22 protein-coding genes are annotated in these 24499 nt (G+C 50.4%); 7 read left to right on the top strand and 15 right to left on the bottom strand.

All coding sequences use genetic code 11. The annotated features are described in order from the left end of the window. Positions 1–93 precede the first annotated feature (93 nt). Positions 94–657: a GNAT family N-acetyltransferase gene (locus tag RJP21_RS19250; protein ID WP_310860751.1), complete on the top strand. Its 564-nt coding sequence runs from the start codon at positions 94–96 to the stop codon at positions 655–657. Positions 658–742: 85 nt separating this feature from the next. Here the strand turns inward: RJP21_RS19250 and RJP21_RS19245 are convergent, their stop codons facing one another. The 5 genes from RJP21_RS19245 to RJP21_RS19225 all read right to left on the bottom strand — a co-directional run bounded on the left by RJP21_RS19245 (position 743) and on the right by RJP21_RS19225 (position 5570). Then, positions 743–1540 (bottom strand): histidinol-phosphatase, encoded by a 798-nt coding sequence (locus RJP21_RS19245; RefSeq protein ID WP_310860750.1) that lies wholly within the window; start codon positions 1538–1540, stop codon positions 743–745. A 261-nt stretch (positions 1541–1801) separates the two neighbouring features. Continuing rightward, positions 1802–2980 (bottom strand): MFS transporter, encoded by a 1179-nt coding sequence (locus RJP21_RS19240; protein ID WP_310860749.1) that lies wholly within the window; start codon positions 2978–2980, stop codon positions 1802–1804. A gap of 103 nt (positions 2981–3083) precedes the next feature. Beyond that, positions 3084–4160: an LLM class flavin-dependent oxidoreductase gene (locus tag RJP21_RS19235; protein ID WP_310860748.1), complete on the bottom strand. Its 1077-nt coding sequence runs from the start codon at positions 4158–4160 to the stop codon at positions 3084–3086. Between the two features lie 95 nt (positions 4161–4255). Continuing rightward, positions 4256–4534 carry an ArsR/SmtB family transcription factor gene (locus RJP21_RS19230; protein ID WP_160043588.1) on the bottom strand — a complete coding sequence of 93 codons (279 nt, stop codon included), beginning with the start codon at positions 4532–4534 and terminating at the stop codon, positions 4256–4258. A 154-nt stretch (positions 4535–4688) separates the two neighbouring features. Beyond that, positions 4689–5570, bottom strand: a complete 882-nt coding sequence (locus tag RJP21_RS19225; RefSeq protein WP_310860875.1) for a sigma-70 family RNA polymerase sigma factor — start codon at positions 5568–5570, stop codon at positions 4689–4691. 338 nt (positions 5571–5908) lie between these two features. Here RJP21_RS19225 and RJP21_RS19220 point away from each other — a divergent pair, with 338 nt between their 5' ends. Together RJP21_RS19220 and RJP21_RS19215 are read left to right on the top strand one after the other, a co-directional pair. Continuing rightward, complete coding sequence (locus RJP21_RS19220) at positions 5909–6451, top strand: dihydrofolate reductase family protein (protein WP_160043590.1); 543 nt, start codon at positions 5909–5911, stop codon at positions 6449–6451. 201 nt (positions 6452–6652) lie between these two features. After that, positions 6653–7087: a VOC family protein gene (locus tag RJP21_RS19215; RefSeq protein WP_310860874.1), complete on the top strand. Its 435-nt coding sequence runs from the start codon at positions 6653–6655 to the stop codon at positions 7085–7087. A 585-nt stretch (positions 7088–7672) separates the two neighbouring features. On the opposite strand, the gene RJP21_RS19210 is transcribed toward RJP21_RS19215, so the two are convergent. Both RJP21_RS19210 and RJP21_RS19205 read right to left on the bottom strand, forming a co-directional pair. Then, entirely contained in the window at positions 7673–8386 is a 714-nt protein-coding gene (locus RJP21_RS19210) for a class I SAM-dependent methyltransferase (protein ID WP_310860747.1), read from the bottom strand. A gap of 147 nt (positions 8387–8533) precedes the next feature. After that, positions 8534–9433, bottom strand: coding sequence for an AraC family transcriptional regulator (locus RJP21_RS19205; RefSeq protein ID WP_310860746.1), 900 nt, complete (start codon positions 9431–9433; stop codon positions 8534–8536). 191 nt (positions 9434–9624) lie between these two features. On the opposite strand from RJP21_RS19205, the gene RJP21_RS19200 reads away from it, so the two are divergent. Continuing rightward, entirely contained in the window at positions 9625–10383 is a 759-nt protein-coding gene (locus tag RJP21_RS19200; RefSeq protein ID WP_310860745.1) for an SDR family oxidoreductase, read from the top strand. Positions 10384–10458: 75 nt separating this feature from the next. Here the strand turns inward: RJP21_RS19200 and RJP21_RS19195 are convergent, their stop codons facing one another. The 3 genes from RJP21_RS19195 to RJP21_RS19185 all read right to left on the bottom strand — a co-directional run bounded on the left by RJP21_RS19195 (position 10459) and on the right by RJP21_RS19185 (position 12863). Continuing rightward, entirely contained in the window at positions 10459–10995 is a 537-nt protein-coding gene (locus RJP21_RS19195) for a GNAT family N-acetyltransferase (RefSeq protein WP_310860744.1), read from the bottom strand. A 311-nt stretch (positions 10996–11306) separates the two neighbouring features. Further along, the gene (locus RJP21_RS19190) at positions 11307–11849 is read right to left on the bottom strand and encodes a DinB family protein (protein ID WP_310860743.1); all 543 of its coding nucleotides are present in this window, start codon (positions 11847–11849) and stop codon (positions 11307–11309) included. A gap of 66 nt (positions 11850–11915) precedes the next feature. Continuing rightward, on the bottom strand, positions 11916–12863 hold the full coding sequence (locus RJP21_RS19185; RefSeq protein WP_310860742.1) for a helix-turn-helix transcriptional regulator: 948 nt from the start codon (positions 12861–12863) through the stop codon (positions 11916–11918). A gap of 499 nt (positions 12864–13362) precedes the next feature. On the opposite strand from RJP21_RS19185, the gene RJP21_RS19180 reads away from it, so the two are divergent. Continuing rightward, positions 13363–17799, top strand: a complete 4437-nt coding sequence (locus RJP21_RS19180; protein WP_310860741.1) for a glycosyl hydrolase — start codon at positions 13363–13365, stop codon at positions 17797–17799. Positions 17800–18342: 543 nt separating this feature from the next. Here RJP21_RS19180 and RJP21_RS19175 read toward each other — a convergent pair. Next, the gene (locus RJP21_RS19175; protein ID WP_310860740.1) at positions 18343–18519 is read right to left on the bottom strand and encodes a hypothetical protein; all 177 of its coding nucleotides are present in this window, start codon (positions 18517–18519) and stop codon (positions 18343–18345) included. A gap of 62 nt (positions 18520–18581) precedes the next feature. Beyond that, positions 18582–18953, bottom strand: a complete 372-nt coding sequence (locus tag RJP21_RS19170) for a hypothetical protein (RefSeq protein WP_310860739.1) — start codon at positions 18951–18953, stop codon at positions 18582–18584. 154 nt (positions 18954–19107) lie between these two features. On the opposite strand from RJP21_RS19170, the gene RJP21_RS19165 reads away from it, so the two are divergent. Continuing rightward, complete coding sequence (locus RJP21_RS19165) at positions 19108–19680, top strand: sigma-70 family RNA polymerase sigma factor (RefSeq protein ID WP_310860738.1); 573 nt, start codon at positions 19108–19110, stop codon at positions 19678–19680. Then, positions 19670–20737, top strand: coding sequence for a hypothetical protein (locus RJP21_RS19160; RefSeq protein ID WP_310860737.1), 1068 nt, complete (start codon positions 19670–19672; stop codon positions 20735–20737). Before RJP21_RS19165 ends, RJP21_RS19160 begins: the two co-directional genes overlap by 11 nt. Positions 20738–21634: 897 nt before the next feature. Here the strand turns inward: RJP21_RS19160 and RJP21_RS19155 are convergent. From RJP21_RS19155 to RJP21_RS19145, 3 genes are all read right to left on the bottom strand, one after another. Continuing rightward, entirely contained in the window at positions 21635–22273 is a 639-nt protein-coding gene (locus tag RJP21_RS19155) for a hypothetical protein (RefSeq protein WP_310860736.1), read from the bottom strand. 381 nt (positions 22274–22654) lie between these two features. Further along, entirely contained in the window at positions 22655–23488 is an 834-nt protein-coding gene (locus RJP21_RS19150; protein ID WP_310860735.1) for a carbohydrate ABC transporter permease, read from the bottom strand. A gap of 3 nt (positions 23489–23491) precedes the next feature. Beyond that, a complete protein-coding gene (locus RJP21_RS19145; RefSeq protein WP_310860734.1) occupies positions 23492–24439 on the bottom strand; it encodes a carbohydrate ABC transporter permease in 948 nt (315 codons plus the stop codon). Between the last annotated feature and the right edge of the window lie 60 nt (positions 24440–24499).

Here is a 24499-nt window from a genome sequence, read left to right as displayed (position 1 = left end):
GATTTGTTCATCATATATCCTTCTGTCATAATGATAATCAAAACTGTGAAGATTCTATTGTAGGTAGATCGTTGCTTATGGAGGTGTATCCTATTGATCACGGGTGAAAAGGTCGAGCTGCGCCCCGTCTCTCTTGACGATTACAGACGGGCATATGCCTGGAGGAACGACGAGGAATCAGCCAAGCTCGAGGCGGGTACGGCCGCATTTATGTTCAGCCATGTCCCTGTAGAATATCTGGAGGATGCTTACAAACAGGAAATTATAGAACTGGATAAGCGGGAAAAAGGACGATTCTCCATTTACGCGCGCGGTGATCAACCTGAGCATATCGGTTTTATTGAGTATCGCGACGTGAACATCGTCTCCCGCAGGTGTACCGTGGGAATCGGCATCGGCAACAAAAATTACTGGGGACAAGGCTGGGGCTCGGACGCCCTGAAAGCATTGATCCGTTATGTGTTCCGGACGATGAACCTGAGACGCGTTCAGCTCGAAACATGGGGCGGCAATGCAAGGGCCATCCGCTCCTACGAAAAATGCGGCTTTGTCATTGAAGGAAGGCTGCGCGAGCATTCCTTTATTGATGGACAGTACGTTGACACCATCGTGATGGGGCTGCTGAAGGAGGATTTTCTGAAATTGGATAGAGGATAAAATCATCCGTCCACAAAAAAGGCCGCCGTTCCCGATGGTTGGGATTGGCGGCTTCAAAGCCAATTTCACCTTTTCACCCGTGTACTCACCGACCGATTGGAACCATCAACCGCTGGCGGTGGCGGAATACGGCCCATTCCCGGTAACCGATTTCATACAAATGGCTGGCGACGGCCGCGAAATGCTCGCCTACCCGTTCGGGTTCATGCGCATCAGAGCCGAAAGTCACCTTCACCCCATAATGGAGCGCTCGTTCCAGCAAATCTCCATCCGGCACCCAAAGGTCGTCGGACGAATTGATTTCGACCGCGACATCGCTTTCCGCAATCGCCTTGAGCATGACTTCGGCGGCTTCGGTACGAATCTCCGGATAGCCTTTGAAGTAACGGTTCAAAGAATCCACATGCCCCAAAATGTCATACAAGCCGCATTTCGCCGATTGGGCGATATAAGCATAAAACAAATTTTTTACTTCCAATTTCCCTGCCGCGGTCAAACCTTCCCAATGCGCCGAGTCATAAATGCCGATGCCGGCGAACTCATGCACGGAGCCGATAACATAATCAAAAGGATAAGATGCAATCACAGAGCGGTACAAGTCCAGATGCTCCGGCAAAAAATCGGCTTCGATGCCAAGCAGCACCTCAATTTTCCCTCGATATTCTTCCTTTAGCTTTAATACCTCCTCAATATAGACGGGAAACTCCGATTTCGCCATGCTCCCGTCCGGGGAAGGATGGTCTTCGTCAGATGCGAAAAACGGGGTATGGTCCGAGATGCCGATCATATCCAGCCCCTGGCCGATGGCCGCTTCAATGTAGCCTCTCACCGAACCGGCCGCGTGTCCGCAGCGCTCATGATGGGTATGAAAATCAAATTTCATCGAATCCCTCCGGTAGTTGATTAATCACTACAAAATTAAAGTTAGCCTTGGCCATCCGTTACTTCTCTTGTTGCCGCAAAAAAACACCTCCAAGGTTGTCTCCATATCCTGCGACATGGTTGTATTTTCTTGAAGGTGTTTTCATTTGTCTCACTCTATGGGGTCAGTCCGTAATCCAAGGTACTTTTTAATACCGGACACCATTCGTCCGTAAGCTCATTATACATGAACGAAAGCCATAGGGAATCGTTTTTGTTTTTGTCAGTTCTCCAATGTTTGTTCTTCAAATGCAGACCGGCGGCGCATCGTCAAAGAATACACGGCCGGAATGAGCCCAAGGGCGACTCCTATTCCACCCAGCCATCCTGCTGCCGTCAAAGAGATGCTGTCCACAATAATGCCCCCGATGACAGCGCCTACGGCCATACCCAACTGCACGATGGAGTTGTTCAAACTTAAGATGATTCCTGAAGCTTGGGGAGCCATACCGATTAAGTACACCTGTTGAACCGGACCCGTCGACCAGGCGAAGAAGGACCACAACATCAGGAGCGGCAGTACAAGCATGGAGGAATGAGCAAAAGCCGCCAGCAAAAATAAAATACCCGAGTGAAAAAGCAGACCTCCCACCATCGTGCGGGGGATCCCCCATTTATCTGCGCCGTAACCGCCAACTTGGGAACCCAGGAGGCTTGCCAGGCCAAATGTAAACAGCCCGATGCTTACCATCCGTTCGCTCATTCCCGTAATGGTCAGGAGAAACGGCGTGATATAGGTGTACAGAATCGTATATCCCAATATCCAGAAAAAACTGATGGACAACGCGACGGAGATCCGGGGCGTCTTTAGCAAGGCGAGCTGTTCCCGAATCGGAACGGGAGCCTCTCCCTCTGATTTGGGAATCGTCAGCAGAAGGACAATCATGGCAATCAAACTGAGCACGCCGATCCCCGTGAAAATGATTTTCCAGTCATACGAGCCCGCAATGAGCCTTCCCAACGGAACCCCCAGAATGAGCGCGAGATTAAAGCCCAAAAGAACGGTGGCGATCGAACCGCCCTGCTTGCCGGGATTCGCAATCTTGGCCGCAACGGTAAGGGCGACCACCATGAATACCCCGGTGCTGATCGCCAAAATAATTCTTGCCCCCATCAGCATGCCGTAGCCGCTCGATGTAATGGTGATCAGGTTACCTAAGAAAAACAAACCCAAAGCCGACAGCATAAGCTTCTTCCGATCCATTCTTGCCGTGAGTGCAATCAGAATCGGAGTGCCGATCGCATAGGCAAGCGAATAGACCGTAATCAGTTGGCCGGCTGCCGCTACCGACACGCCGACGTCTCTTGCGAGCATATCCAATATGCCGGCAATCACGAATTCAGAGGTTCCGACTAAAAAGCTGGCAATGGCCAATATATAGATTTTCCATGTGTTACTCAAGTTGTTTCTCTCCTCTTTTTCATTTTTACAGTTCTAAATCTATAGAATTCTTAGTTAAAAAAAATGCAGCTTCCACCCTCCAGCATCTCCCACCTCGATCGGGTCACTTCACTCCATCCGTACTGCTTGATGCTTGACGGCCGAGCTCTTTACGGACGATTGGCGCTACCTTGGTGCCCAGCAGCTCAATCGTTCGCAGCAATTCGCGATGAGGCAGCGTGCTGAAATCAACGTACATAAGGAATCGGGTCAGGCCGAGGTTCTTGTGCAGCAGCAAGATTTTCTCCGCCACATATTCAGGGTCACCGACATAAAGAGCGCCATGAAGGCTGCAGGATGCATCGTATGAGTCACGTGTATAAGGGGACCAACCGCGTTCCCGTCCGATCCGGTTCATTTGGGCGGCCATCACGGGGTAATACCGCTCCGTCGCCTCTTGCGTCGTATCGGCTATAAAGCCATGCGAGTGCGTAGCGATTTGCAGTTGGTTCGGATCGTGGCCGGCTTTCACGGCCGCTTCTTTATAAAGCTCCACCAAGGGTGCGAATCGCTGCGGCGGTCCGCCAAGGATTGAGAAGACGATCGGTAGTCCCAGCAAGCCTGCACGAATGGCTGAGTCCGGACTGCCGCCCGTGCCGATCCAGACCGGTAAAGGCTGCTGCACAGCACGAGGATAGATGCCCATATTGTCAATCGCAGGACGGTGTCCGCCATGCCATGTCACCCGCTCCGAAGCGCGGATCTTGAGCAGCAGTTCCAGCTTCTCTTCGAACAATTCCTCGTAATCCTTCAGGTCATAGCCGAACAGCGGAAACGATTCGATGAACGAGCCTCGTCCGGCCATGATCTCAGCCCGCCCGTTCGACAATCCGTCAAGGGTCGCAAAGTTCTGATATACCCGCACCGGATCATCCGAGGACAGCACCGTCACCGCGCTCGAGAACCGGATGTTCTTCGTTGTCGCCGCAGCGGCAGCCAATATGACGGCTGGCGACGAGCTTGTATAGTCGATACGGTGATGCTCGCCGATGGCAAAGACGTCAAGGCCGACTTGATCCGCCAATCGGATCTCTTCGACCGCTTGACGCAGCCGCTCGGCATGTGAGACGCCCCCTTTTTCGGGATCTGCATGAAGAAACGTACTGATTCCAATCTCCATCGTATTTGCTTGGTCGCCCATAAGTAATTCTCTCCTTTTTCGTAGGGAATAGAGGAAGATTGCGTATACTCATCAATTCATCAGTTCTAGAACTATAGAAATGATATTCAAAAAAATTACGCCAACAAATAAGGCGCAAATTTTTCCGCCACTTCCCGGTTGACGTTATAGTGAATATACGATCCGCTTTTGCGGGAATCAATCAGGCCGGAATCCGTCAACTGCTTCAGATGATGTGACAGCGTTGATCCTGCAACCGATTCAAGCTTCTCACCGATGGCCGTGAAACATAAATTGCTTTCTTTCGAGAGCAGCAAAGCGATTTTCAGCCGAGTAGGTTCCCCCAAAGCTTTATATACCTTAACGGCTTGCATATCCACTTGATGATCTTCCATGATGATCAACTCCTCCTTCTATTCCACAGTTCTATAACTATCGAAATCAAGTTTAACATCATGCTGTTCGAAAGTAAAGGATGTCCAGCTAGTTGATGCAAAAATGCTTGCTATTTCATTGAAAAAGCAGCCGGCTCTTGGCCGGCTGCGCATCTTATAAATCATTCAACACAGCCAAGTCGAGCCGGCGAAGGCGTGACCGATCAGCAATCATTTCGATTCCGGTGATCTTGCCTCCTGCAACGGTAAATTCGAGTACGAAGAGTATTTGACCGCGAGGAGCCACAACGGCGCCAACGGATCCGTTTACGAGCACCAGCCGTGCGCCCTGAGCCCGCCCGGCGAATTGATTGGCCACAGCTTGAGATCCGCGAACAACAGGCGTATTGGCGGCAGGCATAAATGCAGTGTCGTTCCGGAGTAAAACATTCGGGTCTAATACCGTGAGAAGTTTTTCAAAGTCTCCGTTACGTGACGCAACAAGAAACGCATCGACTAGCTCCCGTTTTTGCCTGTACTCCGCTGTTTCCGATGATGAATCGGCCCCCTGAAGCCGGCGGCGTGCGCGGCTTGCAAGCTGTCTTGCCGCGGCCTCGTTACGCCCAATAATGGGAGCGATCTCAGAGAAAGACAAGGCGAATACATCGTGCAACACGAATGCAATGCGTTCAGCAGGATTTAATCTTTGGAGTACAACGAGCATCGCAAGGCCGACAGAATCGGCCATCAGCGCTTCGTGCTCGGGATCGCTTCCGTCCCGGCGGCTAGTTACCGGTTCAGGAATATTAACCGTGGCAAGCTCCTCACGCCGCGATTTGCGAGCCCGAAGCATATCAAAACAAACCCTCGAAACGATGGTGGTCAGCCATCCCCCCATATTCTCGATGCTGCTAGAATCAGAGCGGCTAAGTCGTATCCATGACTCCTGCAGAGCATCCTCCGCTTCGCTCAGAGATCCGAGCATCCGGTATGCCACCGCCTGCAGGTGATTCCGATGCGCCTCGAATTGTTCCACCAGCCAATTGTGATCGTTCAAAGTCCACATTCCTTCCTTCGTTTCGTCTTTATTACTATGTCGAATCAAACCCAGCAGATGTGACGGAGTTGTAGGAAAACTGCAATTCCATGACTCATGTTTTTTCGGCTCTTCGGAAAATGTTGGTTGAAAACTGTTTAATAACATGGTGTTGCATGATCGGATTGTATGGTTGAAATGTCCTATATTATTGTTCAACTCATTCTAACTATGACGTTAGTTGTCATAGTTTCGTTGTATGATGGAGTTGATGGAAACGAGTAATACGCTTGAATGGAATTTAACTGTTTCTACATCTGATATTAAAAAATTAACGATAATAGAAAGTGGGGAAATGGATGAAAAACGAAGTCATTCTTTATATTGCCGCAAGTCTAGATGGGTATATCGCAAGTGAAGATAACAAGCTTGATTTTCTTTATGAAACACCTGATCCACAGCCCGATTATGGCTTTGATCGGCTGTATTCGTCGATAAACACGATCATTATGGGTAGAGCAACCTACGAATATATCAAAAAGCATTCACAAGGTCAATGGAAGTATGCCGCGAAAAAGTGCTACGTATATACGCGCGACCCGAATCGTTTCTCGAATAATGAAGTGTCATTCGTCAATACCCCTGTTGATGAACTTGTAAAACAAATATGGGCAGATCGGCCAGGGAATATATGGCTGATGGGTGGCGGAGTGATCATTCGTGAGTTTCTAAATAAGAATCTGATTGACTTGTACGATATCTACTATTTGCCTACGCTTTTAGGGAATGGGGTTCAGCTCTTTCCCCAAGGATTTTCTAAAGTAAATTTACTTTTAGAAAGTTGCAGCAAAGTCGGTGATAGTGATGTTCTAAGGGTAGTTTATCGCAAAAAAAATGATTGAAAGTCGTTCGATAGTGAGCGTAGTGACCTTTTCATAACGACATTTTCACCTTGAATCCCCGTTTTTTCTCATCAAAAAAATTTTCGCCATTTCCGTCACGTTTCCTTCGTGCCTTACGACATGGTTAGTGACAAGGAATACCGGTCCATGCGAAAGAAGATTCTCTGCCGGTTGTCCGTCGCGAACATTTATACCAAGGAGATGATTGTTGTGAGTTCGAGTTTGATCCCTTTTCTTGAAATGAATGGAAATGCAAATAAGGCCATCGATTTATATGTGAAGGCGCTGGATGCCAAGGTCACCTATATGCTCCGGTACGGAGATTTGCCGGAAAATCCGGAGGCTCCGCTGCCGCCTGAACAGAAGGATTGGGTGAATTACGCCGTCTTGAAAATCGGTGATTCCGAACTGCAGATTTCCGACCATGTTACCGGAAGCACCTACGAGAAAGGGACGCAAATCACCATCGTTGTTCAAACCAATGACAAAGAAAAAGCGACCCGATATTTCGAAGCATTAAAGCAAGGCGGTCGAGTGAACCAGCCGCTGCAAGCCAGTTTCTTCAGCCCCGCTTACGGCAATGTTACGGATAAATTCGGCATCACGTTCCGGATCCTTACTAAAGGACGTCAGTGACTTATCGCGCGGTAGCGGTGGGACAGCTTGTTTTTGAGAAAATCATTTACCTACGAGCCCCTGCTTCAATATGTCGGCATTCCGTTAGCGGAGGATGATAGTTGAAAATTTCAAGAAGGAGAACGCATATATTCTGTGGCTCTCCTTCTTAAATTGGTGACTCTATTATGTTAACGTAAAGACGTCTCACCTCAACCGGGCCGGAATCGCCGTTCCTGACCCGCTTCGTTCACAGGGAGCATGAGTCGCTGAGGTATACCCTTTGGAACCGTTAATGAAATAGGGACGTGAATAATCGTAAAGGCAGTAAGGAACAACGCCGAGCTCGACGGACTGTATCGAAGCTGTGAGCGATCGATGGAATCCATGCGGTGACGGAATAGAATATTTATTGTCGTTTTCGCCGCGGTGGTGCGCCCATCGTCGGGTTCATCATGCCAAGGCGCGATGTCCAATCGCTAAAACCGGTCAATCAACGAATCAGCTTCGGTCTGTTTCTTCAGACACATCATAGTTATTCAGTCATAACCACCGGCTTAGCCGGTGGTTATGACTGCAGCAACCATGAATGTATTCTGCTTCTACTCACTTTTTGGCGGCGAAGATGAAGGATTTGGCGTTGAGCCCGGCCTGCTGAAATTCCCAGTCTCCGTATACGTTCACCTGCTGAAAACCTGCCGCAAGCAGATCCTGCCTCAACGTCTCCCTCTCCCTAAAAATCAGCGTGTCTTCTTCACTCTGAACCTCAAGGGTATCCAGATTTTCATAAAAGGTATCGTACGTCACCAGAGGCAGATGGACGGAAGTCGTTTCATGCCAGGTTCTGATGCTCGCCTTCGTTACCGGATCCACGACCTCGCTGATGGAATGTTCCTTGGTCCAGCGTTCCCATGCGCGTGCGAGGGGATTTCTGGTGTCGAACAGAAGATACCCTCCCGTCTTCAAGGACTGAAAAATGTTGCGCAGCGTAGCAGTCCATTCCGTATCCGCCACAAAAACCTGCGCCACGTTGGACGTCATCATGACCAAATCAAACCGGTCCACTCCCAGATTCTCGGACGTCCCAACCTCCCATATCACGGCGTTCCCGGTGTCTTTTTGCTTGGCGATCTGAATCGATGCTTCATCGGGATCGAGGCCGATCACGTGATAGCCTTTACCCGCCAAATGCAGCGTCAGCCTTCCCGTCCCGCAGCCCAAATCGGCTATTCCGTCCGGCTTGATCCGCTCAATGATGCGCATGAAAAACGTATCGTCCTTCCCCCATAGGTTCAGTTGATCATAAATCGATTCGAACATCGTTTCCCCTCCCGCTCCGCTTCCTGAATTTCACTACACTGATCATAATTCATTGCCCTTCTGGAGGATAGGGAAAGAAATAATATAGACGTTTAATATCCGTGCAGAGGCAGTGGACGAGGCGAAGTCGAACTGATCCAAGTCCCCTTATCCTTCCCCTAGCGAATCGCGCAGGTGCTGGACATCGCTCATCGGCGGCCGTCCGAATAAACGGGCGTATTCCCTGCTGAATTGGGAGGGGCTCTCGTAGCCGACGCGAAATCCGGCCGTTGCAGCATCCAAGCCTTCTGTGAGCAGCAGACGCCTTGCCGTTTGCAACCGGATGGTTTTTTGATACTGCAGCGGGCTCATCGCCGTTACCCGTTTGAACTGCTTGTGAAAGGTTGTCGGGCTCATGCTGAATTGAGCAGCCAGCTCTTCAATTACCAGCGGCTGTGCGTAATTGATGTTGATCCGATGAATTGCGCTTGAAATGCCCTGGGCATAGCTTCCGATCACGGCAAACTGCCTGATGCGCGCTCCCTGTTCACCCTGTAGTACCCGATAAAATATCTCCCGGATGACGAGCGGTGCCAGCATGTCAATATCCGCAGGCGTATCTAACAGATGGACGAGGCGCTGCATTGCATCCAGCAAGGGAGGGGTGGACGGATTGACCAAAATGCCCCGCCCTGAAGTCTCCCCCCTTTCCTTGGGAGAAGGGCTGGATTTCTTGTTTATATCTACAATGACATCCGGATTGAGCGTCAACGCTAAGCTTAAATAAGGCTTTTCCGGCGAAGCCTTGATGATTTTCCCGATCACCGGCAGATGGACGGAGGTCACCATATACGTACCTGGATCGAGCTGGAAGGTGTCCCCGGCTAACGCGGCCGTTTTGGTGCCTTGGGCAATGATGTACAGCGAGGGCATGTTGATCGTATGCGTTGGCTCGGATTCCTTGGACGCACGCCGGAAACAGAGCTCGGGAATCGCTGTTGTATGAACGCCATCGACCGGCGCATGACGGGCAATGAGCCGGGCCAATTCAGAAATGGTTTGGTTCAAGGCTTGTTCACAGCTCCTTTTCGTTCAACCTATATAAATGGATTCATTTCATTGTATAGAGTAAACCTATTATAAACCAAGACCGGACAGGAATAGGCAAGGATCGCGCAAGAATGGTCTACATGGTTTCAGCTGATTTTTCTTATCATGGGATAAGCAAGATAAATATCAGATGAAAGAAGGATTCGGCTGTGAATAGGAACGATGAAACGATATCAGGAATTCAGGGTAAAGTGATTGCCATTACCGGCGCAAGCGGTGGAATTGGAGAAGCAGCGGCTGTACGTCTTGCCGAGTGTGGAGCGAAGCTTGTTATTGGGGCGCGTAGTACGGATCGGCTCAAGGACATCGTGACGCGCATCGAAAGCCGTGGCGGTGAGGCGGTATATGCCAGCATGGATGTAACAAGCCGCGAAGATCTGTCCCATCTGGTACAGCTGGCCTGCGAACGTTACGGCAAACTGGACGTGCTCATCAACAATGCAGGCATCGGGCCGATCTCCCCGCTGGACGAACTGCGTGTCGAAGACTGGGAAGCGACCATCGACGTCAATACGAAAGGCGTGTTATACGGCATCGCCGCCGCGCTGCCTGTTTTCCGCCAGCAGAACTTCGGGCATTTCGTAAATATCGCTTCTACCGCTGGACTGAAGACCGTTGTGAACCAGGCGGTTTATTCCGGTTCCAAGTTTGCCGTTCGCGCCATCTCCGAAGGGCTCCGGCAGGAAGCCGGCGATCACATCCGCGTAACGATTATTTCGCCAGGCGTTGTGCAGACGAACTTTATTGACGGGATACCCAATCAACAAGTGAGGGATCAGCTGGCAGCGGTTCGGGACGGACTGGGATTGCCGCCGGAAGCGGTAGCCCGTGCGATCGCTTTCGCGATCGAGCAGCCAGATGATGTGGATATCAACGAAATTGTGATCCGTCCTACCGCACAAGTGTAGTGATAAAGGGGAAAAAGCAGCCTGGCATCATCAGCCGGCTGCCTCTTCCATGTTTCGTTGAAATATCCGATTCCGTTAACGCGATTCACACTTGAATCGATAGGTAGGGTGCTCGAGACCGGTTGCTTCATAATACTCATGATGCGTATATTGAAAGCCGAGTTTACCCAGAAGTTTTGCAGAAGCCGTATTATCCGGATGATGTCCTGCCACAATGAACTCCGACTTAAGCTCATTTTGGGCATGCTCCAGAACTGCAGAAGCGGCTTCATGAGCATATCCTTTGCCCCAGTGCTCCGGTTTGAGGTGAAATCCCAATTCAAATATACGAGTCTCATTACGATATGGCCTTAACCCGCAGCAGCCGATCATAGTACCGCTTGAGAGTTCAAATACTGGCCAATATTGGACCTGAAACGTCAGGTTATTTTGAATCTCTGTCTGTAATCTTTCACGGATCGCCTGTTCCGAAAATCGTCCGTTTGCGCTGATCAGCCGGGACACGAGCGGATCGCCCCATAATTCCATCGCCAACTCCAAATCATCTTCCCGCCACTCCGAAAATCCTAAACGATTTGTCTCCATCATATAGGGCCTGGTCAAAAACTTCACACCTTTGCTTCCTATGTCTTCTACTTATTTTAAGTATAACAAAGCAGTGGCGGTTTGGCTTCCATCCGTCTCGCCTGATCGGTATCCGGGATGAAGCTCTGCCCGCCATGAATCAGGAGGATCGGGCAGCTCGAGCTTAACCAGTCATCCCACCACACCTCGTTAGACTGGGGGACGGATACCCGCAGCCCCTTCAAATCCGTTCGGAAGCCAAAAAAATAAACAGCATCAGCCCAGGAAGGACGTGCCCTGGACTGCTGCTGTTTATTTGCTCTTTTAGACCACGCGATGCAGGCGGTGACGCTGCGCGATTAAACCAAACTCAACTCGTTTTTCAAACGATCCAGCTGCAAAAAATGATGCCGATAATGCATCTCGACCAGCAAGAACCATTCCTTGGCGTTTAACGGCCCAAAACGCGGATGGGGGAGCTTCATTTGTTCAGGCGCCTGGCTTACAGCGGGCTCCGTACGTTTCATCCGTTCCACTACACCGCGGAGCCCTTCGATGAGCTGCTCCTTGCTCTCCGGCTGATGCGGGGTATATTGCGGCGAAGCCGGCACGCGGACGCGAACGGGCGGAAAACTTCCCGACTCGTATACCGTCCTGCCGATCTCGGTTTTGTCCTCCGTGGTGGTAACCGCCGCTCCGCTTCCGGCAAGGCAGTGGTCGGCATTCTGCAGCTGCATGAACTGCGCCGTTTGAATCAAATGCACAAACATTTGCCCGATGGACCATTCTTCTTCGTTCGTTTTGGCCAGCAACGACTCCATATCGATGCGCTCCAGTTCAATCAAATACCGGTCTACCGTCGCTTCAAAATCTTGCAGTGCTCCCGCTGTACTTTTCAACATGGGAACAACTCCCCTTCAGTGGTGGATTTACTCCCACTATAAAACAACGCTACTGACAACAGTGTGTCAGTAGCGTTTTAAGATGTTTTCAGCTTCTTCCAGTATTCGGCGGCGGAAGGACTCCGGCTCCAGCACCTCCACATCCCCGCCCCAACCGAGGACCACGCGCAGCAGCTCCTCCGGCCGTCGTACGCGAAAGACGACCCGCAAACCGTCCTCACGCTCTTCCGTTTCTTCCAAATAATAATGAGCGGTTTCGGCGATTCTGTCGGCCAGTTCCGGATTGGCCCGAACCACCACCCGAACGTTGCGGTCATCGGGCGGGCGGTAACGGTTCAAATCGAACCCGGGCGGCATGGAAAAGCGCTCCTCCAGCACGGCAAGCTCCGTCATCCGCGACAATCGGAAATGGCGGAGATCCTGCCGCAGGTCGCAGCGCGCGAGCAACATCCAATTGCCCTGAACGAGCGTTAGTCCATAGGGGGCCGCTTCCCTTATATTCTTCCGATTGCCGTCCGATTCCGGCATTTTTTTCAGATAAGTAAACCGAATTTTACGGCGCTCCAAAATCGCATGCCGAACTTGCCCAAGATACTCCTTCTCCTTCCGGCGGGTTTCCGATTCGCCTGCTTGGAGAAGCCGCATCGTTTCCCGTACGCGCGTCGACTCGCTGAGCACCGGTTCCGGCAAAATCGCTTCGATTTTTCGTTTCGCCGCCTTCGCTGCGGGACTGTATTCCTCATCCAGCCTTTGCTCGATAAAATCCGCCCCCATCAGCAGAGCCACGGCCTCTTCGGCCGTAAAGCTGACCGGCGGGAGAAAATATCCCTCCATCAGGGAATATCCCTGTCCGGGAGCTCCGACAATCGGAACTCCCGCTTCGCTCAAAGCTTGAATGTCACGGTAGATGGTCCGGACGCTTGTCTCGAATTGCGCCGCCAAATCTTCCGCCCGAACCAGCTTGCTCCGCTGCAGTTCAAGCGTAATGGCCAGCTGCCGTTCCGTTTTGTTCATATTTTCACCCCGCTGGATAGATCAACCGCAAGATATATGGATAAATGATTCATGGTAGGTAAATTCTTTTGACATCCATGTTCCTCTATAATCTTTACTTGCCATGAGATTTTAACATATTACATTTTTGGTGGAAAGCAGGGATCGGGAAGAGTGTTTATCGGCCAATTTCTCCAGGGCTTGGTCTCTTGCCGGAGCGGGCCAGCATCACGGTGCCCAAAAGGGCCGTCATCCAAACTCTCAATTCACCATATGAACCACATGCTTTTGAATCGCGGGCGATAAACAATCCTCCGTTTTTAATAACAAACATATTTTTGTTATTGTTTTATTAGTTTAATAAAATAACTTTATGTTGCCAATAATCCCCCCTCATGGTAGTATAATGTCTCGAAAAGGGATAAATAAAGCGGTTACAAATGAATATTTTCGACATTTTTGTTAGTTTATCAATCCGCTTTGTTAGCCCTTTATCTTTTCACGGCAAAGGGGAGTTTCTATGAATGCATCAACAAAATGGTTGAGCGCCGCCTTGTCGGCGGTATTGTTCGCTTCGCTGCTGTCTTCTCCCGCTAACGGAACTGCAGCCTCTCAAACGACCGGCGGCAGCAAAGCGGCCAACGACATTGCAGGACATTGGGCTCAGGCAAGCATTCAAAAATGGAAGGGCAACGCTTTAATACAGGGTTACCCGGACGGAACCTTTCATCCCAACGGGGAAATCACGCGGGCCGAATTCGTGTCGCTGCTGAACCAACTGTTCGGCTTTGCGGCGCAGTCGAAAGAAGCCTTTGCGGATGTGCCTGTCGACGCTTGGTTTGCAAACGCTTTCTCCTCCGCCAGAGAAGCCGGATACTATAAGGGATACCCCGGCAACGAAGCCAAACCAAACCATCCGCTCACCCGCCAGGACGCAGCGGTGCTGCTGGCCCGGGCATTTGAATTGGGCGCAAGCGAAGCCGCCTCCCCCCTTCCCTATTCGGACCGGGAAAAGATCGGGGCGTATGCGCGCGAAGCGGTCCGGACGCTCTCCGGCATTTTCCAGGGCTATCCGAACGGAACCTTTCGCCCCGAGGGACATATCTCGCGCGCGGAGGTTTTCACCTTGATCGATAAGCTGGTCAACACCTATTACCCGGCCGCGGGTACTTTTGTGGCCGGGAAGATCACCGGCAACGCCGTGGTAAACCACGGGGATGTCGTCCTGAAGGACGCCGTCATCCAAGGCAACCTCTATCTGGCGCCGGGCATCGGCGATGGCGGGATAACCCTCGACCATGTCACCGTGCAGGGAACCCTCTTTATCGAAGGCGGCGGGCAGACCGTCATTTTGAAGGACTCCGAGCTCCGGACCGTCCTCATCAACCGCCGCGACGGTCAGGTGCAAGTGCAGATGTCCGGCGCAACCCGTATCGGGCAGCTGACGGCAAACAGCGCGTCGCGGCTGGACGCAGGTGACGCCTCAACGATCGACAGCGCCGAATTCAACCGCCCCGTGCAGCTGAACCTTGGCGCGGGCGCCTCCGTCACCTCCCTGACCGTAACCCCCTCGGCCGCCGGCACCGCGATCACGGGTACGGGAAGCATCAAGCAGGCGGTGATCCAAGGCACCGGCGTAACATTAAACGGCACCGCCCTGCAGCCGGGAACCGTCGCCATCTCCGCAGGAACGATCGGCACAGGTTCGGTGTCGTCCGGTACCCCGGGGGCAGGCGGGAGCTCTTCCGGCAGCCCAGGCGGTTCTTCTTCCGGCGGCAGCGGAAGCGGAAACGGCGGGGGCAATGAAGGCGGTCCGGTAGAGAACGTCCCGACCGTCAATCTGGTGGACGCGGCGGCAACCGACCGAACCAGGTCGCTGTTCGTCTATTTGAACCAGCTCCGCGGTAAAAACATCCTGTTCGGCCAGCAGCACGCCACGACCGAAGGCTTGTCCATCACGGCGAAGGACGGAACGCAGTCGGATACCTTCAACAGCGTAGGCGCCTATCCGGGGCTATTCGGCTGGGATACGCTGAGCCTGGAAGGCAAAGAAAAGCCGGGCGTCGCCGGCAACGCCGAGCAGAGCCGGGACAATCTTGTCGCCGTGATGAAAAAAGCCTACGCGGACGGCGGCGTGCTGACGCTCAGCTCGCATATGCCGAACTTCGTCACGGGCGGGGATTTTTACGACACCAAAGGCAACGTGGTTTCCCACATCCTGCCGGGCGGGGACAAAAACGCGGCGTATAACGCTTTTCTCGACCAAATCGCCGATTTCGCCCTTCACCTCAAGACGGACGACGGCAAGCCGATTCCCGTCATCTTCCGACCTTTCCATGAGCAGAGCGGCAGCTGGTTCTGGTGGGGAGCCGCTTTTACGACGACCGACGAATACAAGGAGATTTACCGCTATACGGTCGAATATCTCCGCGACAAAAAAGGCGTTCATAACTTCCTTTACGCCTACTCGCCCGGCGGCGGTTTTGGCGACTCCGCCGACACCTATCTGAAAACCTACCCGGGCGACGACTACGTCGACGTTCTCGGTTTCGACAGCTATTACAACGGAGAAGGCGACTCCTGGTTCAACGGCGTGAAGACCGAAGCCAAAACCGTGTCCCAAATCGCCGACAGCCGCGGCAAGGTCGCTGCTTTCACCGAATTCGGCTATCAGAAAATGAAAATCAAGGGCAACACCACCCCCGACTTCTACACGAAGCTGGCGGGCACGCTCCAATCCGATCCGGACGCAAAAAAGATGGCGTACATGCAAACCTGGGCCAATTTTGGACCGGATTCCGTTTACGTCCCTTATCCGACCGGCGATCCGAACCAGGAGCATGAAATGCTGCCGGACTTCAAGAAGTTCTATCAGGATGCGTACACGCTGTTCAGCGACGGCGTGACCGGTGCTTACGATAAAAAGGTCAACACGGCGTCCGGGCGGGGTTTCATGCATATCGCCTCTCCGACCCACCAAAGCACGATCAAAGACGCCTCGACAGTGCTCCGCGCCCGCGTCCTGAATGAAACGCTGGACCGCGTCGTGTACAGCATCCAGGGTTCTGATGCCGAATACCCGATGGCGCTGAACCCGAACAGCGGCTACTACGAAGCGGAGTGGACGCCGGCGGCAAGCCTGAACGGCAAAACCGTGGACTTTACCGTCAAAATCTACGGCAAAAACGGCGCCGTCCTGCATCAGCAAACGAACGCCGTGTTCGTGAAAATCGGCGAGGTGCTCGCCGGGACCTACACTTTCGATGCTGCCGCGGACGTCGAAGGCATCCAATACAACGGCGAATATACCGATTCGCTGAAGGAAACGCATGACGGAAGCGTGGCGTACAGCGATTTTAACGGCGGATCCTTGAAGATCAGCGTGCCGCATCTGAACGGAACCGATTCATGGCAGGAGCTGAAGCTGGAGCTGAAAAATGCCAAAACCAAGGCCGGGGCCAGCTCGCTTGCGGATATCAAACGGGTCAAAATGGACGTGTGGGTGCCGTTGTCCGCCGGGGAGACCAGCGCTAACGCCAGCCTGCGTGCCGTCGGCCAGCTCCCGCCGGATTGGAGCAATAAATACGGCATGGATACGACGTATGTCCCGCTCGCTTCCTTGCCGAAGGAGACGATCGATGGCGTGGAATTCGTCAAATTCAGCCCGACGATCGATTTTACGAATATGGACGCCCTGGCGGCAGCCGACGACATCGCCTTGTCCATCGTGGGCAGCGGGCTGAATTCGGGCGGCGAAGCGCTTCCGGTCTATGTCGATAACATCCGCCTTTACAACGCTTATAACGAAACATCGGGTGACCCCGCAATGGTCGATGACTTCGAGGGATATTTGGGCAGCAGCGACGCCCTTGCCGGCAAGTTCGTCCACGCCGGCGGCGACCCGGCGAGCGCTGCGCTGGACGGCGTGCATAAGCATGGCGGCAGCTACGGGCTGAAATACACGTACACGCTGGCGGGCAGCGGCTACGCGGGGATCACCAAGGCGATGAACGGCGACGATTGGTCCGGCTACAACGCCTTGCAGTTCTGGTACCAGCCGGACGGCCAGGGGCAGAAGCTGGTGATGCAAATCAACGTGGGCGGCAAAACGTATGAATATTACCCCGACACGAAAACGACCGAACCTGCCCTGATCACCGCGCCGTTCCATGAATTCAAGCCCGCCAACGGCGCAACCGGCACGCTAACGAAGACGAACCTGAAGAACGTCCAGGCCTTTTCGATTTACACCAACGCCGTGCCGGACGGCAATCGGCTGACGTCGTCCATGTATTTTGACGACATCCATGCGCTGCTTGATCCGAATGCCGGCACCGTGCCCAGCGGCAGCGAAAGCGGCGGCGTCGCGCCCGGCGTGCTGTTCGATTTTAACGACAACATGGCCGGCTGGACGCTAAACGACAATACGCTGGGCGCGGACAACCTCGCGAACCCCGAAGACGGCGGCAGCAAGGTTCTCAGCGCAGATTTCCCGGCCACGGCTGCCGGCGACCAGCATTTCGAGCTCGCCTACATGAGCGATCAGGACCTCAGCCAAGGCGGCACGTTAAAGGTTCGAGCCAGAGTCGCCGGCGGCACCGCCAAAGCCAAGCTGTTCATCAAAACGGGCGCGAACTGGGATTGGGCTTCAACCGATGAAGTGGAGCTGACCGACGAATACCGGTGGATCACGCTCAGCCTGAACGGCAAGGACATCCATGGCGAAGCCATCGACAAAACGCTGATCAAAGCGATCGGCCTGCAGATTTCCTCGCCGAACGGGCAAGGAAAAATGACGGTGTACGTGGATGACGTAACCCTGGACGAAAAAGAGCTGGATGCCGGGGCGAGTGACACCCGCCGTCTTGAAGAAAAAACAACCGGAGATAGGGCAACCGATGAACCGGATGATGCCGCTGATCAAGAAAAAACATTAGGCGAAGGAAGCGGCCAATAGAATATGCTTCTGGTATAGACGGGGAGTTTGTTTTAAACTCATAATGACAAAAAAGGATGCTTGCCGGAAGCAAGCATCCTCATGCTGTCGAAAGGGTTACGGCAGCCTCTTTAATATCATGTGATAGGAGATGGAATCTGTTGAACTTTCGACGAAAGAAATTATTCGAAATATACAAGGTTCGCAAAAGATATCTTTTGGATTTTGTCGCATTACCATTCATTATTGCTTTTGCAACGTTCACATCAAATCCTCAATCGCCTCTCACAAAGTATATACTCACCTATCTAACCCTACTTTTTTTATCCTTATTAATCTTTGCGTTAATTCATCGAAATACTAAAAAGTGACTAAAACTCCTAGCAACGATCCCTTCAATCCTCAATCGCCTGTTACATCATCGTCCATAAATCGAAGGGGAGCTTGCTGTTATTCGGCATCTGCGCACCACGCAGCTGAATCATAAGGGGAGCCATCAGCTCCTCCTTAGGATCTGCGATCCGGGTGGTTCCCAGGGCTCCCGCCCAGAAAAAGGAACCTATGCTAGGGACGATCCCAATCTCCCGCGTTTCGTACCGACACCCCATAGCCGTACCCTTTGTTGGGCCATACCGGAGTACCGCCAAAATCCGTTTCATCGAAAAACGCATGTCCATGCTGCTCTGGGGTAAAATGATCGGTGGTCATCGCTTCTACCGTCTTGCGGGAGAGTAAGCGCACCCCGTCGAGTTCTCCTTTATGCCTCATATTGTAATGGGTCGATGCGCAAAGGCACGTTTCCCCTACTGAAACTGCGGCTTCAGCATTTCATCTAAGTAGGTGCGGCGGGCTTCTTCGCTGTCAAACTGAAGCATCACTTCGGCCGCATCGCTATACGCCCGGCAGCGTTTTGAACTCTGGCCGGCAAAATACAGCAGGCCAATATAAATGATCATTACATACAGGCTCCATGACGTAAAAGAAAGCTGGTGGACAAGCGCCAACCTTGATGTCCAAAAAACAGCCCCCAAAAAGACGACGAGCCCTATTTTGATGAGAGATTCATTAAAAAGCAGCCAGTTTTCGATTCGGAGCTGCCTGGTGATAATTTCGTCTTTGGTCATGTACAAGTAGCTTTCACATGCTTTGAGGTAATGTTTGTTATATACTTTCATCGTTCTCCCCCACCAATACCCTTACTCGATCGATATGCCAAAAAACTTATAAAGGAATCAATTCTCTATTTTTAAATAAATTCCTTTTAACACCGAACCCTTTTCCGATAGAGAGGCAATATAGTGTGTAAGCAGCTTACAGGAGGGCCCTCTGATGCAAAACGAATATATGTACCAATTACTCGAAAAAATGAAGGATGGTGATCAACAGGCGTTTCATGCAGTGTATGATGCTACCTATCAGGATGTCTACCGTACAGTCTCCTTTCTGGTGGATCATCAGCAGGATCGGGAAGATGTCATGAATGAGATTTATATGCAAATGTGGCTCTCCCTTGCGAACTACGACACGAACCGTCCTTTCCACTTCTGGCTGCATGGCTTGGTCATCCGCCAAGTGCAAAGATTTCGGGTCAAGAGCTGGAGGAGATTCCGAATTTTTGAACGCATCCGCTCCTTCACCCGGGAAGAGTCTTATTGGGATCAACATACTGCGCTGGATGGGACGGACCAAATGATATCGCAGTCCATACGAAAACTGACCGACAAACAGCGGACAGTGATTATCTTCCGCTTTTTTCACGACTATACTCTTGAAGAAATTGCAACGCTGCTCGATATTCCAGTGGGTACAGTCAAATCCAGATATCATGCCGGCCTTCAGGCGCTTCGAAAATACTTATGTAATCTCCCCCCTGAAAGGATGGAAAAGATCAATGACTATTGAACGCGAAATCCGTGAACATCTGCGCAAAGAGGCAGAAACGATCGAGTGCCCTCCGGCCATCTCCAAACGAATAGAACGATCCTATTCTCAATATTTGCAACGAAAAAGGAGCGAAAAACCTATGAAAAAACGATTGATTGGCGGTATTGTTGCCGTAGCGCTTTTGATTCCAACCGCAGCCTTTGCGGCCCCTACCCTGATAGACATGCTGACTAGAACACCAATGACTGCTGAACAAGTCAAAGTGGATGAGGTTGGCAAAGCAGCGCTTGAGAAGCTGTACGGCGCTTTTCCCGAAGCAAAATCGTTTGAGATTGTCGATGCAAGCTACCTTGGGGGAGACGCCACGAATTCAACCCAAAAGCAGGCGATCCAAACAAGCATCGTACTGCAGGAAAAAGGAGGAACCGGCAAAAAAATTAGACTGGATATAAACGGTATTACGGGTGTGATCGAACACGTGAACCAGGAGAATTGGGAGCCTAAAGAGAAGCCCGTCATTTCTTTAACCGGTCAGGACATCAAGGCGAAGGTAGATAATCTCATTACTAAAATGTACGGCAGCATTGATCATTACGAGTTTCGTATGGAGCAAATGGAGAACTCGGATCAAAAAACGTTCATGTTGAATTACAGCAAAAAGGGAGCAGAAACACCATTCTACCAAGCCTTTGTTCAGGGCAATGCAATCAATGTTTCTTTGATCGGCGGCGAACCTACACCTTCAAATCCTGTTAAAGTAGAAGGTTTCTTCTCTGTAAATGGTAAACCTGACTATACTGCCGATTCCTTTTTAAACGATGAAAAACTATTTGCTTTACTAAAGATGAACCCGACAGAATTAAAACAAGAATTAGCAAAGGGCAAATCCGTTGCGGAGATTGCAGCATCCAAAAATGTCTCTAAACAACAAGTCATTGATGTCATCGCAAAAACACAGGCTGAGAAAGAAGTTGAAGGTGCCAAGGTATCAAAGAAACAAATGGAACAACTGTCAAAAGCTCTCGAACCGAAAGTATTGCAAGTGATTGAGCACAAAACGGAAACGCCATGGTAGAAATAACAAGTCAAGTCGAGAAGCTGTATGCGCATTTCCGAAGCAAAATCGTATTATCATGCAAGCATTGCTCCAAGTGATGTATTCGTTGATATCGAGCTTGGTAAAAAATAATAAGTGGCCGGGTCCTTATTGTAGAGGAAACCGGCCATTTTTAGATTAAGAGAGGCTTAGCGTACAAATTACTCGGTTACCTAATGTGTGACAAAACCCCTTTGAGATGTAAGGCTCTGCACATTGTTTACATGTTGTATTCTTGCGGGAGCATCAAAAAAGCAGTTCATTGACCGGCTGCCTTTATATCATGATTCAACGATCGTACCGTTTGGTTCAACTAAATATATGAGTTGGCGTCTTATTTATAAATCGAGTAAACTCACCGGTCCAGGTATTAATTTAATTCTTAATCTGATTCGATTCACGTCTCTACTACGTATAGTTTCTATTTTTTCAGGCATTGTTTTAACTGTTCTCATTTCATTTACAACAGCAATTGAGTCCTTTTTAAGAAATGGATTATGCTTACGTTTAATTTTTACGCTGCTTTCGTCATAATCTTTTGTCCCATTTCCATTGTTAAGAGACGAAAAAGGAACCATTAAGTATTTTTTGTCTATTTCAGTTACGAGAACTGCAGGACGTTTTTTGTCCGAAATTTCAATCCAGTAAACGTCAGCCTCTCAAGGGGATTCATTGTTGGAATTAAGTTTGAGGATATCGATAAATGAACTCCCCATAAATTTTATCCCATTTTCTTTCATAATCTTAGATAAGCTTTTCATCAATCCAGATCCTTACTTGTTTGGTATTAATATCATTTCTGTATTGTAAAAAATTTATCCTTATAGAGACTCATTAGTCAAAATGGAGCCACTAGCTCTTATGATTTGAATTAACCTATTTTGTTTTGTTCTTACTCGCTTTATTTATATATGCTTTTATCAAATGATAGATATCCAACTTCCAGACTTGATCTTCTTTCTTTAGCCCTAAAGCCATGGTATGAGTTGTTGTTTCTATACTAACCGTAATAAGTACAGTTACCTTATTCTCCTCTGCCGTACTCTCATCCACTTTTATAGAATCATAATATCTGTAATGTACTGCTGTTTCGGAATCATCATTCATTGCATACTCGAAATAATCTTTCCGAAATTTATCTAGATCAGGAAGTTGCCCCCCATTAAAAGTAATCGCATATATCAAGTCTGGGTCGCCTATTGATATACAATAGAGATAAATCAGCACCATTTCCTCAGGGGTAAAATTGTGAAGGTTCTGCAAGTTCCTCTCAACTTTAAAACGAGTAAAAGCCTCCTGCTTCTCTAAAGACAACTGTTTCAGATAAGAGAACTTTCCAACGTATTCCTCACCAGGATTCGTGTTTGTATCATTACTGAAAGACTTTTTTAATTGGTCTTTTTCGAGGGCTTCCACGGGAACAACTTCGGTCCTCAGGGGCTTATTCGTACTGCTACATGCTGAATCTAAGAACATCATCGCTAGCACTAATAAAACTAATCCTGATTGCCTCATTTTATCACTCCTCAATATAACGGATTCATCTCAGTCTCAAACTAGTCCTCCCTAGCATACCATATAATGGAATTAACCTGCCGTGAGTTGAACAAAAAGTGGAGCATCTACGATCTAGCTGTCTTTATGCAATTGTGTATGAAAATTCGTATAGATTTGACCACACTAGGCTCAGTATGGTAGCGATCCATTTGAGGATATCCAGTAGCGCCACAAGTACTACCATGGCAAACATCTCCCTTCGGGAGTGTTACGCCATGGCCGCTCCACCGCTTTGTCCTTAATCATTATATCTTGGAATCCCTACCCAAAATTACACAAAGCAGCCATTCCCGGTCTTACCGGAAACTGGCTGCTTCGCTATTTATTCCGCACTTCGAATCACTTAAACCCCGTAAAAGCCGATCCGGACTGCATATAATACTTCTGCCCGAAAAAATAAAGCAAAATCATCGGAATCGCCATAATCGTCGACGCGGCCATCAGCTTTTCCCATTGCGCACCGTGATCCTGCTGAAAACCTTGCAAACCGAGCGTCAGCGTCCATTTGGCGGCATCGTTCAAATAAATGAGCGGTCCCATAAAGTCCGTGTAGGCACCCACGAAGGTAAACAAAGCAACCGTCGCTAACGCGGGTTTCAACGTCGGCAAAATAATTTGCGCGTAAATCCGGAATTCCGACGCCCCGTCCATTTTTGCTGCCTCGGACAGCTCTTTGGGAACGCCTAACAGAAATTGCCTCAACAAGAAAATGTAGAACGGCGCCCCGAAAAACGCCCCGATCGTCAGCGGCAGAATGGTGTTGATCCACCCCAGCTTCGCGAAAATAATGTACTGCGGAATCAATTGCACCTGCGACGGCAAAATCATCGTGGCGAGAACGATCGCGAAAATAATTTTGCTCCCCACCCACGGGATTCGAGAGATCGAATAAGCGACAAGCGGGGAGGCAAACAATTGCCCGATGATACATACGACGCAGATCACCACCGTGTTCAGCATATAGCGGCCAAACGGCACGGTTTCAAACGCGGCCTTGTAATTCGACCATTGAAAAGATGCCGGGATGATCCGCGGGGGCAGCTCGAATATTTCATTCGGCGATTTGAGCGAGGTGAACACAAGCCAAACGAAAGGGAACAGAAAAAACACCGAAAACAGGATCAGCATCGTATGCGGAAAAATCTTCGTTCGAACCAGCTTTGCAGCGCTCATCCGCTATTCACCTCCGTAATAGACCCAGCGTTTGGATGTTTTCAGCACGAGCAGCGTAATCAGCATGACGATAATGAACAGGATCCAGGCGAGCGCCGAAGCGTAGCCCATCTTCAGATTCATGAAGGCTTCCTGGTACAGATTAACGGCGTAAAATAACAACGACTGCCCAGGACCGCCAAGGGAGTTGCCCGATTTCCCCCCCGCAAGAATGTAAGATTCCGTAAAAATCTGAAACGCGCCGATCAGCCCCATGATGAGTTGGAACAAAATAATCGGCGACAGCGCCGGAACCGTGATTTTCCAAAACCGATGCCACCAGTTGGCCCCATCGACCTGCGCCGCTTCATAATACGTTTGCGGAACGCCCTGCAGAGCCGCCAGAAAAATGAGCGCCCCCGCTCCCGAGCCCCAAAGTCCCATCAGAATCAAAGAAGGTTTGGTAAACTGCGGGTCCAGCAGCCAAGCCGGATCGGGAAGACCCACCCAGCGCAAAAAAATGTTGACGAGACCGAAATCCGGATTCAGCATCCAAGTCCAGAGCAGGGCGCTAGCCACGCCGGGAATAACCGCCGGAAGATAAAAGATCGTGCGATAATAATTGATGCCTTTGACTTTGAAGTTCAGCAGCATGGCGATGAGCAACGAACTGAACAACGTGACGGGAACGGATATAAACGCCATAAACAGCGTATTGCTGATGGATTTATAAAAGTTGTGATCTTTCATAATCGCCTTGTAATTGCCCATGCCTACCCATCTCGGGGGATTAAACAGATCGTATTCCGTCAAACTGAAATATAGGGAACTAAAGAAAGGATACACGGTAAAGACCAGAAAACCGACGATCCATGGGGAAGCAAAGGCGAGCCCGATCCAGAAATAACGCCATTCCTTCCTTGTCCACCCCTTTCTCCTCAATGACGTTTGGCCGGAGATGGAGTCTCTCATCTATCCGTCCTCCTCGCAGATAGTTTGGATCTAACCCGTCCCGTTGGAGGCCGGGCCAGA

This window comes from Paenibacillus sp. VCA1 (assembly GCF_031583795.1).
GTDB lineage: Bacteria > Bacillota > Bacilli > Paenibacillales > Paenibacillaceae > Paenibacillus_AQ > Paenibacillus_AQ albilobatus.
Note: the sequence above shows the minus strand (reverse complement) of the source record. Positions and strands in the feature narration are given on the sequence as shown.

Excerpts from the sequence above, each read along its gene's own strand:
- RJP21_RS19160 (WP_310860737.1), top strand. The coding sequence starts at position 19,670 with ATGACTATTGAACGCGAAATCCGTGAACATCTGCGCAAAGAGGCAGAA.
- RJP21_RS19235 (WP_310860748.1), bottom strand. The coding sequence starts at position 4,160 with ATGGGCGACCAAGCAAATACGATGGAGATTGGAATCAGTACGTTTCTT.
- RJP21_RS19185 (WP_310860742.1), bottom strand. The coding sequence starts at position 12,863 with ATGAACAAAACGGAACGGCAGCTGGCCATTACGCTTGAACTGCAGCGG.
- RJP21_RS19180 (WP_310860741.1), top strand. The coding sequence starts at position 13,363 with ATGAATGCATCAACAAAATGGTTGAGCGCCGCCTTGTCGGCGGTATTG.
- RJP21_RS19220 (WP_160043590.1), top strand. The coding sequence starts at position 5,909 with ATGAAAAACGAAGTCATTCTTTATATTGCCGCAAGTCTAGATGGGTAT.
- RJP21_RS19145 (WP_310860734.1), bottom strand. The coding sequence starts at position 24,439 with ATGAGAGACTCCATCTCCGGCCAAACGTCATTGAGGAGAAAGGGGTGG.
- RJP21_RS19155 (WP_310860736.1), bottom strand. The coding sequence starts at position 22,273 with ATGAGGCAATCAGGATTAGTTTTATTAGTGCTAGCGATGATGTTCTTA.
- RJP21_RS19215 (WP_310860874.1), top strand. The coding sequence starts at position 6,653 with ATGATTGTTGTGAGTTCGAGTTTGATCCCTTTTCTTGAAATGAATGGA.
- RJP21_RS19170 (WP_310860739.1), bottom strand. The coding sequence starts at position 18,953 with ATGAAAGTATATAACAAACATTACCTCAAAGCATGTGAAAGCTACTTG.
- RJP21_RS19150 (WP_310860735.1), bottom strand. The coding sequence starts at position 23,488 with ATGAGCGCTGCAAAGCTGGTTCGAACGAAGATTTTTCCGCATACGATG.
- RJP21_RS19230 (WP_160043588.1), bottom strand. The coding sequence starts at position 4,534 with ATGGAAGATCATCAAGTGGATATGCAAGCCGTTAAGGTATATAAAGCT.
- RJP21_RS19245 (WP_310860750.1), bottom strand. The coding sequence starts at position 1,540 with ATGAAATTTGATTTTCATACCCATCATGAGCGCTGCGGACACGCGGCC.
- RJP21_RS19165 (WP_310860738.1), top strand. The coding sequence starts at position 19,108 with ATGCAAAACGAATATATGTACCAATTACTCGAAAAAATGAAGGATGGT.
- RJP21_RS19190 (WP_310860743.1), bottom strand. The coding sequence starts at position 11,849 with ATGTTGAAAAGTACAGCGGGAGCACTGCAAGATTTTGAAGCGACGGTA.
- RJP21_RS19210 (WP_310860747.1), bottom strand. The coding sequence starts at position 8,386 with ATGTTCGAATCGATTTATGATCAACTGAACCTATGGGGGAAGGACGAT.